Annotated in this window: 14 protein-coding genes and 1 riboswitch; of the genes, 11 read left to right on the top strand and 3 right to left on the bottom strand. The window is 71.5% G+C overall.

Features of this window, described 5'->3' with window-relative positions:
• The first annotated feature begins 96 nt into the window (after nucleotides 1–96).
• Nucleotides 97–504: a hypothetical protein gene (locus ACFXQA_RS06555; protein ID WP_394518993.1), complete on the top strand. Its 408-nt coding sequence runs from the start codon at nucleotides 97–99 to the stop codon at nucleotides 502–504.
• A 7-nt stretch (nucleotides 505–511) separates the two neighbouring features.
• Here the strand turns inward: ACFXQA_RS06555 and ACFXQA_RS06560 are convergent, their stop codons facing one another.
• On the bottom strand, nucleotides 512–1330 hold the full coding sequence (locus tag ACFXQA_RS06560; RefSeq protein WP_394518994.1) for an ABC transporter permease: 819 nt from the start codon (nucleotides 1328–1330) through the stop codon (nucleotides 512–514).
• Nucleotides 1327–2427 (bottom strand): ABC transporter ATP-binding protein, encoded by a 1101-nt coding sequence (locus tag ACFXQA_RS06565; protein ID WP_394518995.1) that lies wholly within the window; start codon nucleotides 2425–2427, stop codon nucleotides 1327–1329. Before ACFXQA_RS06565 ends, ACFXQA_RS06560 begins: the two co-directional genes overlap by 4 nt.
• 263 nt (nucleotides 2428–2690) lie before the next feature.
• Between ACFXQA_RS06565 and ACFXQA_RS06570 the strand changes: the two genes are divergently transcribed.
• The 4 genes from ACFXQA_RS06570 to ACFXQA_RS06585 all read left to right on the top strand — a co-directional run bounded on the left by ACFXQA_RS06570 (nucleotide 2691) and on the right by ACFXQA_RS06585 (nucleotide 6128).
• Nucleotides 2691–3782 carry an enoyl-CoA hydratase/isomerase family protein gene (locus ACFXQA_RS06570; RefSeq protein ID WP_394518996.1) on the top strand — a complete coding sequence of 364 codons (1092 nt, stop codon included), beginning with the start codon at nucleotides 2691–2693 and terminating at the stop codon, nucleotides 3780–3782.
• A gap of 1 nt (nucleotide 3783) precedes the next feature.
• The gene (locus tag ACFXQA_RS06575) at nucleotides 3784–4608 is read left to right on the top strand and encodes an LssY C-terminal domain-containing protein (RefSeq protein WP_394518997.1); all 825 of its coding nucleotides are present in this window, start codon (nucleotides 3784–3786) and stop codon (nucleotides 4606–4608) included.
• A complete protein-coding gene (locus tag ACFXQA_RS06580; RefSeq protein ID WP_394518998.1) occupies nucleotides 4605–5144 on the top strand; it encodes a hypothetical protein in 540 nt (179 codons plus the stop codon). The genes ACFXQA_RS06575 and ACFXQA_RS06580 overlap by 4 nt, the downstream gene beginning before the upstream one ends.
• Nucleotides 5145–5213: 69 nt before the next feature.
• Nucleotides 5214–6128: a DnaJ domain-containing protein gene (locus ACFXQA_RS06585; RefSeq protein ID WP_394519087.1), complete on the top strand. Its 915-nt coding sequence runs from the start codon at nucleotides 5214–5216 to the stop codon at nucleotides 6126–6128.
• Between the two features lie 54 nt (nucleotides 6129–6182).
• Here the strand turns inward: ACFXQA_RS06585 and ACFXQA_RS06590 are convergent, their stop codons facing one another.
• A complete protein-coding gene (locus tag ACFXQA_RS06590; protein WP_394518999.1) occupies nucleotides 6183–7682 on the bottom strand; it encodes a D-alanyl-D-alanine carboxypeptidase family protein in 1500 nt (499 codons plus the stop codon).
• A 33-nt stretch (nucleotides 7683–7715) separates the two neighbouring features.
• Nucleotides 7716–7825, top strand: a riboswitch (TPP riboswitch).
• On the opposite strand from ACFXQA_RS06590, the gene ACFXQA_RS06595 reads away from it, so the two are divergent.
• The 6 genes from ACFXQA_RS06595 (at nucleotide 7818) to ACFXQA_RS06620 (ending at nucleotide 13214) form a co-directional block, all read left to right on the top strand.
• The gene (locus tag ACFXQA_RS06595; protein WP_394519000.1) at nucleotides 7818–8453 is read left to right on the top strand and encodes an ECF transporter S component; all 636 of its coding nucleotides are present in this window, start codon (nucleotides 7818–7820) and stop codon (nucleotides 8451–8453) included. (Overlaps the previous riboswitch by 8 nt.)
• On the top strand, nucleotides 8450–9934 hold the full coding sequence (locus tag ACFXQA_RS06600; RefSeq protein ID WP_394519001.1) for an ABC transporter ATP-binding protein: 1485 nt from the start codon (nucleotides 8450–8452) through the stop codon (nucleotides 9932–9934). Before ACFXQA_RS06595 ends, ACFXQA_RS06600 begins: the two co-directional genes overlap by 4 nt.
• Entirely contained in the window at nucleotides 9931–10716 is a 786-nt protein-coding gene (locus ACFXQA_RS06605; RefSeq protein WP_394519002.1) for an energy-coupling factor transporter transmembrane component T family protein, read from the top strand. Before ACFXQA_RS06600 ends, ACFXQA_RS06605 begins: the two co-directional genes overlap by 4 nt.
• A gap of 45 nt (nucleotides 10717–10761) precedes the next feature.
• The gene (locus ACFXQA_RS06610) at nucleotides 10762–11523 is read left to right on the top strand and encodes an SDR family NAD(P)-dependent oxidoreductase (protein ID WP_394519003.1); all 762 of its coding nucleotides are present in this window, start codon (nucleotides 10762–10764) and stop codon (nucleotides 11521–11523) included.
• Nucleotides 11524–11546: 23 nt separating this feature from the next.
• On the top strand, nucleotides 11547–12323 hold the full coding sequence (locus tag ACFXQA_RS06615) for an enoyl-CoA hydratase/isomerase family protein (protein WP_394519004.1): 777 nt from the start codon (nucleotides 11547–11549) through the stop codon (nucleotides 12321–12323).
• A gap of 54 nt (nucleotides 12324–12377) precedes the next feature.
• Entirely contained in the window at nucleotides 12378–13214 is an 837-nt protein-coding gene (locus ACFXQA_RS06620) for an SDR family oxidoreductase (RefSeq protein WP_394519005.1), read from the top strand.
• Nucleotides 13215–13265 lie beyond the last annotated feature (51 nt).

Here is a 13265-nt window from a genome sequence, read left to right on the forward strand (position 1 = left end):
TCTCGCAACCCCGGGCCGGTGCGGCGGCGCTCGATCGTTGTCGTCCTGTGAGCAAGCGGCCCGGAATGGGCTCGGCGCCGCTGGCAGACTGGAGGCATGGTCACGCTGCTGCTCGATTCGACACAACTCGAGGTCGTGCTCGCGCCGACCGAGAGGGCGATGGCGCTCCGCCGCGGCAACATCAAAGTGCCGCGCGAGACCATCGTGAGGGCGCAACTCACCGACGACGCCTGGACGTGGCTGCGCGGTGTGCCGAACCCCGGACTCTCCCTGCCGGTGGCCGTGGCGATGGGCACGTGGAAGTCGGTGGGCGGCAACGATTTCGCCCTGATCCGTCGCCGCCGACCCAGTGTCGTCATCGACCTCGAGGGCCACGACGAGTTCGAGCGTCTCATCCTCACCACCCAGCACGGCGCCGCTCTGCTGCAGGCGCTGCGTCTCGACGTGGCCGATGCGCCCGAAGACGTCGCCGTGATCGCGAAGAAGCCGCGCCGGCGACCCTGACCGCTCTTCAGTCGAGGTCGCGTCGCCAGCTCGTGAGTCGCCCGAGCGCGAGGAAGACCGCCGCGTAACCGAGCAGCACGAGCCCGCCCGCCCACCACTCGAGGGGTTCTGAAGCGCTCGCCGCCGCGATCGAGAGGGCGCTGCTTCCGACGAGCGCGTCGCCCGCCGCTCCCGGCAGCACGCGCGTGATCGGTTCGAGGGCATCGACGAATCCCCCCGCGACACGGGCGATGGGCTCGATGAACTGCGTGAAGGCGAGCACCAGCACGATGGCCACGACCTGGTTGCGGACGACGGTGCCGACGCCGAGGCCGACCAGGGTCCAGATCGCGAAAGCGAGCACCATGCGGCCGATCAGGGCCCACGTGTCGCTCTCGCCGAGCAGGGTCGGAACATCGGATGCTGCCAGCACCAGCGCGCCCGGTCCGACAGCGGCGACGACCCCGACGACGCCGTAGAGCGCGCCGAGAACGACGCCGACGACGACCTTCGCCGCCAGCACGGTTCCGCGGCGGGGTGTCGCGAGGAACGTGGGGGTGAGGGTCTTGTGGCGGAATTCCGACGTCGCCATCAGCGTGCCGATGAGGAGCGGGAAGACGTACCCGAACGACGTCGCCACGCTGTAGACGATGGGAGGGAGCACGGCGGCGGGGATCTGCGCGCCGCTCGCGCCGGGGAGGGAGCCCGTGGCGACAGCGGCGAGGACCCATCCGAATCCGGCCGACACGAGCGCGACGTAGACGGCGAGCACGAGCGCGAGGATCCACCAGATCGCGGTGGTGAACTGCTTGGTCAGCTCGGAGCGGGTGGCGGTGGCGAGGCTCATCGCTGCTCCTCCTCGGTGGGCGGCGCGGGGTCGGTGGGCGCTTCGTCAGGCTCAGGGACCGACGGCGTCGCGGGGTCGGTGGGCCCTTCGTCAGGCTCAGGGACCGACGGCGTCGCCTCTGGTTCGCGCGCCGGCGGGGCGGGCTCGGGAGGAGCGGTCGCTGAGCCGGTCGAAGCGTCCGCGGCGGCGAGCGACCCGGCGCCCGCGTCGCCGCTGACCAGCTCGAGGAAGATCTCCTCGAGTCCCGCGCCTCGGCGTTGCAGGCTCGACAGCACGATTCCGGCGGCGCCCGCGATCGCGCCGACCTCGAGAGGCTCCGCGCGCTGCACCGTCAGGCCGTTGCGCAACACCGCATACTCCAGGCCTGCGGCCTCGATCGCGGCGATCAATGCCGCCCGGTCGGGGGCGTCGATGATCGTGGCCTGCTCGCTGCGCTCGGCGAGATCTTCGATACCGCCCTGGAACACCAGTCGGCCCGAGGCGATGATGAGGAGCGCATCGACGGTCTGCTGCACCTCGGCGAGCAGGTGCGAAGAGATGAGAACGGTGCGGCCTTCGGCGGCGAGGCCGCGCAGAAGCCCGCGCATCCAGCGGATGCCCTCGGGGTCGAGCCCGTTCGTCGGCTCATCGAGGACGAGTACCCCCGGGTCGCCGAGGAGTGCCGAGGCGAGTCCGAGCCGCTGGCGCATGCCGAGCGAGAATCCACCGACCTTGCGACCGGCGACATCGGCGAGTCCGACGAGACCGAGCACCTCGTCGACACGCGTGCGGCGAATGCCGGCAGCCTGCGCGTAGACGGTCAGGTGGTTCGCGGCGGAACGCCCCGGGTGGAAGCTCGACGCTTCGAGTGCGGCTCCCACCGTCTGCAGCGGGTCGCGAAGCGTCGTGTACGACTGTCCGCCGATCGTCGCGGTTCCCTCCGTCGGGCGCACGAGTCCGAGCAGCATCCGCAACGACGTGGTCTTGCCGGCGCCGTTCGGGCCCAAGAACCCCGTGACGAGCCCCGGTTCGACGCGGGCCGTGAGCCCGTCGACGGCCGCCACGGATCCGAAGCGTTTGACGATCCCGGAGAATTCCAGCACCTGTCCGTCTGGCATGCCGCAACCTCCCGTTCATGCGTACGTTGCCTCCATCTTGGCCGAAAAGCCTCCCGATCCCGCATTTCCCGTCTTCGAGCGACCTCGCCGCCCCCGCGAACCGTGTCCCGTTTTCCGCAACCCAGGGTCCCGATCGTTGCGGAATTCGGGACATACGCCGATCCGTGTCCCGTTTTCCGCAACGCAGGGCCCCGATCGTTGCGGAATTCGGGACATGCGCCGGAGGGAAGCGGGCGGCGAGGCAGGCGCGCTAGCGTGACGACGTGGATGCTGCGACCGAACCCCGTGTACTCGTTCGCGCGTCGAGCGGACTCGGCCGTCTCACGCTGAACCGCCCCCGCGCGATCAACGCGCTCGACCTCGGCATGGTGCACACCCTCGCGGCGGCGCTCGACGAATGGGAGAGCGACCCCGACGTCGGCATCGTGCTCCTCGACGGCACGGGGGACCGCGGGTTCTGCGCCGGCGGCGACGTGCGCGGGTTGGCCGAGCAGATCCAGACCGGCAACGCGGAGGCAGCGACCGCTTTCTTCCGCGACGAGTACGCCCTGAACGCCCGCATCGCGGAGTATCCGAGGCAGATCGTGGTGATCGCCGACGGCATCACGATGGGCGGCGGCATCGGCCTCGCCGGACACGCGGCCGTGCGCGTGGTCACCGAGCGCTCGGCGCTGGCGATGCCCGAGACCCGCATCGGGTTCACCCCCGACGTCGGCGGCACCTGGCTGCTCGGCCGCGCGCCCGGGCGGCTGGGCGAATACCTCGCCCTCACCGGCGCGTCGATGGACGCCGCCGACGCGGTCTATGCCGGGTTCGCCGACCACGTCGTGCCGAGCGCGCACCTCGACGCGCTGCGCGACGCGCTCGAGACCCGCGCCGATCCGGCGACACCCGCCGAACTCGTGCTGCTGTTCGACGAGACCCCGCCACCCTCGAAGCTCGAGGTGGCGCGCGCCTGGATCGACGACGCCTTCGCCGCCGACACCGTCGCCGAGATCATCGCCCGCCTCCGCGAGCAGGCAGAGCGGGCCGAGCAGGCCGAGGGCGCCGCGGAGCACGGACCGGCCGCTACCGCCGACACCCTCGAAGAGCTCTCGCCCGTCGCGCTGACGGTGACGCTCGAGGCCGTCCGTCGCGCACGCGCGCTGCCGAACCTGCGGGCGGCCCTCGCCCAGGAGTACGGCCTCGTCGGATGGTTCGCAGCGACCCAACCCGACCTCGTCGAGGGGATCCGCGCGCAACTCGTCGACAAAGACCGCTCGCCCCGCTGGGTACCGGCGTCACTCGATCAGATCGGGGCGCGCCTCGTGGCGGAGGCGTTCGCCCACCGCCCCGCGATCCCGCTGTGGAGTTGAGATGGGGGGAGCGAAGCGCCGCCGCCGAGTCGAGGGTGCGCTCGACTGGTTCTTCTTCGTCTTCGCCGGCCTCGCCGCCGTCTGGCTCGCCTACCTGAGCTTCACCGAGACCTTCACCGTCGGCTGGTGGGGAATCCCTCTCGGCATCGTGTTCTGGGTGCTCCTGGCCTACCTCGTCCTGCCGCGACTGCACCGCATCCTCACCACCGTCTACGTGCCCGACTACTTCATCGGTCGCGCCCGCACGAGCGACGGGTTGCTGGGCGACCCGGTCAACCTCGCCTTCATGGGGTCGCGCGCGCAGATCGAGGCGGTGCTCGTCGCCGCGGGGTGGCGGACGGCCGACCCCGTGACCCTGCGTTCGTCGTGGCGCATCATCACGTCGACCCTCACCCGCCGCAGCTACGACGAAGCGCCGGTCAGCCCGCTGTTCCTCTTCGGGCGCCAGCAGGACTTCGCCTATCAACAGGAGTTCGCCGGAAACCCCTCGCAGCGTCACCACGTGCGGTTCTGGCGGTGTCCCGACGAATGGATGCTGCCGGGCGGCTACCGCGTCGAGTGGGTCGCGGCGGGCACCTTCGACACCGCGGTCGGTCTGTCGCTGTTCACCCTGCAGGTGACCCACCGCATCGACGCCGACACCGATATCGAGCGAGACCACATCGTCGATTCGCTCACCGCCGCCGATGCGCGGGTGCTCGTCGACGTCATACGCGACTTCTCGACCGGCTACCACTCCCGCAACGGCGGGGGCGACAGCATCCGCACCGATGGCGACCTTCCGATCGTCGACGTGCGAGCCGTGGCGACGGGGGCGGCCTCATGAGCGCACTCGGTCGCGGCAGAGACGGGCGGGTGCCCGAGAAGCGGCCGGCGTTCGAGGTTCCGGCAGCCCTCGACCGGCCCGCCGCCGATCCGGCGATGAAGCGCCCGATCGCGACGACCGCGGGGGCGGGCCTCGTGCTCCTGCGCGTGGCGGCCGGAGTCGTGTGGACGGTCTCGGTCGCGCTCGACTGGGACGGCTGGGTGCGCAGCTACACGGGCGAGACGGCGGATGCTGCCGGGCTCACCCCCGACGTGCTCGGCATCGGGTTGGCGGCGTTCCTCGTGGTCTGCGGGCTCTTCCTGCTCGGGGAGGCCGTGTTCGGTCTTCTGATCCTCGGGGGGCGGAACTTCCCCCGCATGGTCGTCATGATCTTCTCGACGCTCTCGATCTCGACGGCGTTCACGGGGTGGTGGGTGCAGGGCCAGGACATCCGGCTCGACACCACGCTCATCACGCTGGCACTCGACATCCTCGTGCTCCTGGCGCTCTCGAGCCGGGGCGCCGCCGCCTATGCGCACCGTCGTCGTCGAGACTGACGGCCCCCGCACATCTGCGGCGGGTTAGCCTGTCGGATGCTGCGCATGCGCGCGGCAGGGGAGGTTCCGGTGTTCGACAGCCCGGTGTCCGCATCGGCGTACGACGTGCTCGGCGTGAGCGCCGACGTCGACGACGAGGAGTTGCGGCGTGCCTACCGGCTGCGCCTGCGCCAGACCCACCCCGACACCGGTGGTGACGCCGCGGTCTTCATCCAGGTGCAGCGCGCCTGGGAACTCGTCGGCACCCCCGATGCGCGCGCGTCGTACGACCGCGGTCGCGGCGTGCAGAGCCCCGAGTGGTCTGCGCCCCGCGCGAGTGCTCCGCGAGCCGACACGCGGCCGCGGGCGCGCACCCACGGGCAGCCCGGAGGGTGGCGCCGCGAGCGCTACCTCACGCTGATCCGCGAGTGGGTGGGCCGGGGTGTGGATCTCGCCGACCCCTACGATCCGCAACTGGTGCGGTCGGCGCCCCACGAGCTGCGTCGCATGCTCGCCGACGCGCTCGCCGAAGAGGCGACGGCCCGCATCATCGCCGACCTCGGCATGGGCTACACCGTCTGGCACGACGTCGACGCCTCGCGCGACGGCGACCATGAAGACAAGCTCGACCACATCGTTCTCGGTCCGAGCGGCCTGTACGCGCTCCTGTCCGAAGACTTCGGCGCCCCCGTCGGTTTCCGTCGCGGCGAGATCGTCGGCGCGCACGTCGCCGGCGCCCCGGTCACCGAGCTCGTATCGCGGTTGCGCGTCATCGCCCGGGCCGCCGGCGTCCGCTTCAGCGGCGCGATCGTGGTGCTCCCCGACGGCGATGTGCTGGGCTCGGTCACCGAACTCGGAAAGGTGCGCGGCACCCCGGTCGCCGTCGTGTCCCAGTCGGGGCTCTCCACGCTGCTCCGTCAGGGGATCACGGGTGCGCGTGACATCGGCGGCACCGAGCTCTTCGACATCCGCACCCGCCTGCAGCAGCGCGTCCGGCACGTCTGACCCGCAGCCGGCGCGCCGTCGCGCTCCCCACCGGTTCGGCGAGGGCGGGCCGCGTCAGCCGGCGAGGCCGAACAGCTCGAGCGGGTGTGTGAGGCGCCACCACGCGGTCGGGGGCTCGATCTCTCCGGTCAGCCGCAGCTCCACCGTGTCGGTGTCGACGGCGCTCGCGACGGTCAGGGTGCCGACGGTGGCTCCTTCGTCGACGGCGTCACCGAGGGTGTACTCGGTCGTCGGGGTCGCCGCCGCGCCGTTCCACAGCACGACGACGGCGTCGTCGGAGGTCACGACGTCGACCGACTCGCCCCACTCCGTCACGGCCTCGCCCACGCGGGTGCCCGCCGGCACCGACGGCTGCGGCTGCAGGTCGGCCTCGGCCTGCGCGAAGAGCGTGCGCATCGCCGCGTCGCGCGTCGCGCGATCGGGCTGGCCGAGCACCGAGCCGTAGACGCGCACGGTCGTGTCGCCGACAGTGATGTTCTTCGCGGCCAGCAGGTTGTACGAATCGAGGGTGCCGGTCTTGAGGCCCACGACCCCGGGGTCGTTCAGCAGATCGTTCGTATTCTCGACGCGGCCGGCACCGGGGAGGTCGATGACCGGCTTTGCGACGATCTCGGCGATGACCGGGTTCTCGAGCGCCGCGACGGCCAGGGGGATGAGTGCTTCGGGGGTCGCCGCGTTTCCGGCGACGATGCCCGAGGGATCATCGATCGAGATGCCCGAGATGCCATGGGCCGAGAGCCAGGCGCGGGCGGCATCGGCGAACACCTCGTCGGAGGGGAACAGGTCGCCCGAAAGGCGGTCGGCGTAGTTGTTCGCCGAACCCACCAGCAGGCCTTCGAGCATCTGGTACTGGGTCAGCGTGCCGCCGACCGGCACATCGAGGGCGGACTCACCCGCGGCGCGATCGGCCTGGTACTGACGGCGGTCGGCGGCGGTGAAGGCGTAATCGGGGCCCGCTTCGCCGAGGGCCAGGGGCATCTCGTCGAGGACCACGAGCGCGGTGACGATCTTCGTGATGCTCGCGATCGACTCCGACTCGCTCGAGGACGAGAGGATGCTGCCGGCCCCCGCGACCGTGATGGCCGCTCCGCCGTCGGCAGGCCAAGCGGGCGCCACCACGGCGGACGCGGCCGGCTGCACCGAGAAGGCCTCGATCTCGGGCTCCACCGCGTAGAGCGGCCACAGCAGCGTCGTCGCGACGTACGCGCCGATGACGACGATGAGAACGGCGAGGGGAACGAGCACGCCCGGTCGCCAGGGCGAGCGGCGGGGGGCCGTGGCGAGCAGATCGGCGCCCGGCTTCGTCGACGGTGCGCTCACTGCTAGCGACGACGGCGAGTCGGGCGCGGCGACCCTGTTGTCGTCGACCCAGGCGAGCGCGACGAAGCGTCCGGGCTGCGACGCCACGATCGCGGCAGGCGCCTCGTCGAGGATGCGCTCGGCCGATTGCTCGCCGGGCTCGTCGGCAGACGATCCGTCGACGATCGGCTGCTCCGCGGTGGCGCGTTCGCGCAACTCACGCCGCGTCGGGGGCGCGGTGGCGTCGGGTCCCATGGGCCTAACGTATCCGACCGGCGGTCTATACTCGTCGGAAACCACGGGAGTCCGGTGAGCCGGGCTGAGAGGAAGCGATCCACGCTTCGACCGTCGAACCTGATCTGGGTAATGCCAGCGCAGGGAGGAGAGAACATGCACGTTTCCGCGTCCCCATCGACCGGGACTCACCGCTATTCGTGGCGGGTCGTCGACATCGTCGTAGCGAGCGTGATCGGCGTCGCCGCCGGTCTCGTCTTCTGGCTCTGGGGGCAGGCCTGGCCCGTCCTCGACACCACCCTCGCGTTCACCCCGGGGCTTTCGGGCCTGCTCGCGGGCGGATGGCTGTTCGCCGGCGTCCTCGGTGGCCTGATCATCCGCAAGCCCGGGGCGGCGTTGTTCACCGAGGTGGTGGCTGCCGTCGTGTCGATGGCCATCGGCACCCAGTGGGGTTTCACCACGCTGATCTGGGGCATCCTCGAAGGCCTCGGCGCTGAACTCGCGTTCGCGCTGTTCGCCTACGCCAACTGGCGGCTGGGCGTCGCGCTTCTCTCGGGCGGGCTCGCGGGCCTCTCGGTCGCCCTCCTCGACACCAATTTCTCGTCGGTCGCGGCGCTCGCTTTCGAGGCGCGGGCGGTCTATTTCGTCTCGGCGGTCGTGTCGGGCGTTCTGATCGCCGGCCTCGTCTCCTGGGTGCTCGCTCGAGCGTTGGCCGCTACCGGGGCCCTCGACCGGTTCGCTTCCGGACGCGCGTACCGCTCTCGCGAGACGCCCGCCGTCGACGCCGCGTGACGCGCGGGCCCGCGGCCGTCCGCGCCCGATCGTGGGGGTGGCGGCACGCCGGCCGCCGTCGGTGGGCGGTCAGCGGTCTCGATCTCGCAATCGACCCGGGCGAGCGGGTGCTCCTGCTCGGCGCCAGCGGCTCGGGGAAGAGCACGCTGCTTCAGGCTCTCGCGGGGGTGCTGGGTGACGACGGCGACGACGGCGAGAGCGTCGGCGAGCTACAGGTCGACGGCGTGCCCCCGTCCGCCGGGCGCGGGAGGTCGGGGCTCGTCCTGCAAGACCCCGACTCCCAGGTGGTTCTCGCGCGCGCGGGCGACGACGTCGCTTTCGCGTGCGAGAACCTCGGTATTCCCCGCGAGCAGATCTGGCCCAGGGTCGATGCTGCGCTCGAGTCCGTCGGTCTGAACGTCGGGCGAGGGCATCCGACGGCCCGGTTGTCGGGCGGACAGAAGCAGCGGCTCGCCATCGCGGGAATCCTCGCGATGCGCCCGGGGCTCATGCTGCTGGACGAGCCGACGGCGAATGTCGATCCCGAGGGGGCCGTTCTGGTGCGCGACGCGGTCGTGGCGGCGGCGCGGGCCACCGGCGCGACGCTCGTCGTGGTCGAGCATCGTGTGGCGTTGTGGGCCGATGCCGTCGACCGCGTGATCGTCCTCGGCGAGAGTCGGGGCGACGGCACCGGCGGAGGGATCATCGCCGACGGCCCCCCTGCCGCGGTGTTCCGGGAGCACGGCCGATCGCTCACCGAGTCGGGGGTGTGGGTTCCGGGTGTGGCCGTCGACACGGATCGGAGGCCGCGCTCGGCAGCATCCGACACCCTGCTCACCGCGACAGCGCTCGCGGTGGGGCGCCGGGCCTTCGCCGCACGGACCACGACGGTCGTCGCATCCGGTCTTTCGACCGCTCTCGAGGCCGGCCGTGCCCTCGCCGTCACCGGGCCGAACGGGGCGGGAAAGTCCACTCTGGCCCTGACGCTGGCGGGGCTCCTGCCCCCGGCTGCCGGGAGCCTGGCGGCACTGCCCGCGCTCGCGGCCGGTCTCGGCCCGACGCCCACGAAGTGGCGCTCACGCGAACTGCTCACGCGGATCGGCATGGTCTTCCAGGAGCCCGAGCACCAACTGCTCACAACGAGGGTGCGCGACGAACTGGCCGTCGGGCTGCGCGCGCTCCGCCGCGAGCCCGCAGAGATCGCGGGTACCGTCGATGAACTGCTCGAACGCCTGCGACTGACCCGGCTCGCCGACGTGAACCCGTTCACCCTCTCGGGGGGCGAGAAGCGCCGACTCACGGTCGCGGCGGCGATCGCGACCGCACCCCGCGCGCTCGTGCTCGACGAGCCGACCTTCGGGCAAGACGCCCGCACCTGGCGGGAGATCGCCGATCTCCTCGATGCGCTCCGCGCCGACGGCACGGCCATCGCCTTCGTCACCCACGACCGCGAACTGGTGACCGCGCTCGCCGACGCCGAACTCACGGTGAGTGCCCCGTGAGCCTGTTGACGCTGGGTCCGCCCGACGGGCTGCTCGCGCGCCTCAATCCCGTGGCGAAGCTCGCGGCGACGCTGATACTGACCGGGGCGCTGCTGGCCTCGATCGACCCGGTCTCGGCCGGGGTCACGCTCGCGGCGACACTCCTGCTCCTCCCCTTCGCGCGACTTCCCCTCCGCGATCTCTGGCTGCGGCTCTGGCCGCTCGTTCTCGGCGCTGTCGTCGCCTCGCTCGCGACCCTCCTCTACGGGCGCCCGGCGGGAAGCATGTACGTCGAGTGGGGGGTGCTGCGGGTGAGCGACGGCTCGATCGACCTCGCGCTCGCCATCCTTCTCCGCGTGCTCGCGATCTCGGTGCCCAGCGTCGTGCTGTTCGCCACGACAGACCCGACCGACCTCGCCGACGGGCTCGGTCAGATCCTCCGCCTCCCCGCGCGGTTCGTTCTCGGCGCTCTCGCCGGCCTCCGTCTCGTCGGGCTGCTGATCGAAGACTGGCGAGAACTGGCGCTCGCCCGACGCGCCCGCGGGGTGGCCGACGCCGGCCGGGCGCGCCGGCTGCTCGGCCAGACCTTCGCGCTGCTCGTGCTCGCCATCCGCCGCGGATCGAAGCTCGCGACGGCGATGGAGTCTCGTGGCTTCGGTGCCCCCGGGCCCCGCACCTGGGCGCGCCCGTCACGTCTGAGGGGAAAGGACGCCGCGCTGATCGCGATCGCCTTCGGCATCGCCGCAGCATCCGTCGTCATCTCCGTCGCCTCGGGGGCGTGGCGCCCGATCTTCGGTCTCTGACGGGCACCCGCCCCGTAGGGTGGAGACGGGTTCGAAGGAGAGCGAATGCACATCGACGGCGCTGCCGCCCTCGTCACGGGCGGAGCCAGCGGGCTGGGGCTCGCCACCGCGCGGCGCCTCGCCGCATCCGGCGCCCGCGTCACCCTCGTCGACCTGCCGGGATCGGCGGGTGCCGCCCTCGCCGACGAGCTCGGAGGGCGCTTCGCCGCGGCCGACGTCACCGATCCCGCGCAGATCGCCGCTGCCGTCGCGCTCGCCGCAGAAGCGGGGCCGCTGCGGGTCGTCGTCAACTGCGCGGGCATCGCACCGCCGGCCAAAGTGCTCGACCGAGACGGCGTGCCGACGCCCCTCGCCGACTTCGAACGCGTCATCAGGGTCAACCTGGTCGGCACCTACAACGTCACGGCGCAGGCGTCGGCGGTGATGAGCCGGAACGAGCCGGATGCTGAGGGCGACCGCGGCGTCATCGTGAACACGGCGAGCGTCGCCGCTTTCGAGGGGCAGGTCGGCCAACCCGCCTACGCCGCCAGCAAGGGTGGAGTCGCCGCGATGACGCTGCCCGTCGCCCGCGAGCTGGCCCGCCACGCGATCCGCGTGGTCACGATCGCGCCGGGCATCATGGAGACGCCGATGTTGAAGGGCCTTCCGCAGGCCGCGCAGGACTCGCTCGGCCAGCAGGTGCCCTACCCGGCACGGCTGGGCTCGCCCGACGAATACGCCCGGCTCGTGCTCGCGATCGTCGACAACGGCTATCTCAACGGTGAGACGATCCGCCTCGACGGCGCCATTCGCATGGCACCGAAGTGACCCGCCTCGATCAAGGAGCGACAGTGACCGACAGCATCCTCTTCTCCGTCTCCGACGGCCTGGCCCGCGTGACCTTCAATCGGCCCGCGTCGCTGAACGCGATGGACTTCGAGATGGGTGAACGGTGGCGCGACATCGCCCGTGCGGTCGCGGTCGATCCGACGATCGGGGCGGTGATCCTGGATGCTGCGGGGCCGGCCTTCTGCGCCGGGGGAGACGTCGTCATGATGGGCACGTCCGGCGCCTCGGGAGCCGACGTCACCGAGACGGCGGCCGTGATCCACGAGGGCATCCGCATCTTCACCGAGATCCCGGTGCCCATCGTCGCGGCCGTCCAGGGCGCCGTGGCGGGCGGAGGCCTCGGCCTCATGTTGACGGCGGACTACGTGGTCGCCGCCAGCGTCGCCCGGTTCGTCAGCAAGTACGCCAACATCGGGCTGACCCCCGACCTCGGCGTCTCGACGCTCCTCCCCGCCGCGATCGGGCAGCGGCGAGCACTGCAGCTGCTCTTGCAAGATCGCACCCTCGACGCCGACGAAGCCCTCGCCTGGGGGCTCGTGGCCGAAGTCGTGCCGCTCGCCGACGTGGCGACCCGCGCCGAGGCGGTCGCCCGATTCTGGCTCGACGGGGCGACGGCGGCCTTCGGCCAGGCCAAGCGGCTCGTACGCACGGGTGCCGGGCGCACCCTCGCCGAGAACCTCGACGACGAGGCATCCACCATCGGCGCGGCCTTCGACACCCCCGCGTCGCAGCATCGCGTCGCGGCCTTCGCCGCAGCATCCGCCAAGAACAAGCGCTGACCCTCCGCGCACGTCGGGACACGGCGGAGCGGAACCCACGAACGGGAGAAACCCATGACACGGACACTGGCCGGAAAGACCATCCTCATGTCGGGCGGCAGTCGGGGCATCGGGCTCGCGATCGCCCTCCGCGCCGCGCGCGACGGGGCCAACATCGCGATGCTCGCCAAGACCGACACTCCGCATCCGAAGCTCGAGGGCACGATCCACACTGCGGCCGCGGCGATCCGCGAGGTGGGTGGTCAGGCGCTTCCCATCGTCGGCGACGTGCGCAACGACGACGACATCACCGAGGCCGTGATGAAGACGCAGGGGGAGTTCGGCGGCATCGACATCGTCGTCAACAACGCGAGCGTCATCGATCTGTCGGGATCGCTCGATCTTGCGAGCAAGAAGTACGACCTCATGCAGGGGGTCAACGTGCGCGGCACCTTTCTGCTGTCGCGGGCCGCGATCCCCGTGCTGAAAGACGCCGCGAACCCGCACATCCTGTCGCTGTCGCCGCCACTGAACGTCACGGCCAAATGGCTCGGCGCGCACACGGGATACAGCCTGGCGAAGTTCGGCATGACGATGGCGACGCTCGGCATCGCCGCGGAGTTCGCGGAGTCGGGCATCGCGGCGAACACCCTGTGGCCGCGCACCACCATCGCCACGGCGGCGGTGCAGAACGTGCTGGGCGGCGATCGGATCATGGCCGCGAGTCGCACCCCCGAGATCTACGCCGACGCCGCCTACGAGGTGCTCATCACACCGTCGAGCGAGCGGTCGGGTCAGACGCTCATCGTCGAGGACGTGCTCGAGGCCGCCGGCATCACCGACTTCGCGAAGTACGCCGCCGTGCCGGGCACGCCCGACGAGGCGCTGTTCCCCGACATCTTCCTCGACTGACCCCGCGGCCCGGTGGGCACGCTCGCGGGGCGCCAACAACGGAGGAGATGT

This window comes from Microbacterium shimangi (assembly GCF_043556445.1).
GTDB lineage: Bacteria > Actinomycetota > Actinomycetes > Actinomycetales > Microbacteriaceae > Microbacterium.

Coding starts and splice junctions, on each gene's coding strand:
- ACFXQA_RS06555 (WP_394518993.1), top strand. CDS start 97: ATGGTCACGCTGCTGCTCGATTCGACACAACTCGAGGTCGTGCTCGCG.
- ACFXQA_RS06560 (WP_394518994.1), bottom strand. CDS start 1,330: ATGAGCCTCGCCACCGCCACCCGCTCCGAGCTGACCAAGCAGTTCACC.
- ACFXQA_RS06565 (WP_394518995.1), bottom strand. CDS start 2,427: ATGCCAGACGGACAGGTGCTGGAATTCTCCGGGATCGTCAAACGCTTC.
- ACFXQA_RS06575 (WP_394518997.1), top strand. CDS start 3,784: ATGGGGGGAGCGAAGCGCCGCCGCCGAGTCGAGGGTGCGCTCGACTGG.
- ACFXQA_RS06580 (WP_394518998.1), top strand. CDS start 4,605: ATGAGCGCACTCGGTCGCGGCAGAGACGGGCGGGTGCCCGAGAAGCGG.
- ACFXQA_RS06590 (WP_394518999.1), bottom strand. CDS start 7,682: ATGGGACCCGACGCCACCGCGCCCCCGACGCGGCGTGAGTTGCGCGAA.
- ACFXQA_RS06595 (WP_394519000.1), top strand. CDS start 7,818: ATGCACGTTTCCGCGTCCCCATCGACCGGGACTCACCGCTATTCGTGG.
- ACFXQA_RS06610 (WP_394519003.1), top strand. CDS start 10,762: ATGCACATCGACGGCGCTGCCGCCCTCGTCACGGGCGGAGCCAGCGGG.
- ACFXQA_RS06620 (WP_394519005.1), top strand. CDS start 12,378: ATGACACGGACACTGGCCGGAAAGACCATCCTCATGTCGGGCGGCAGT.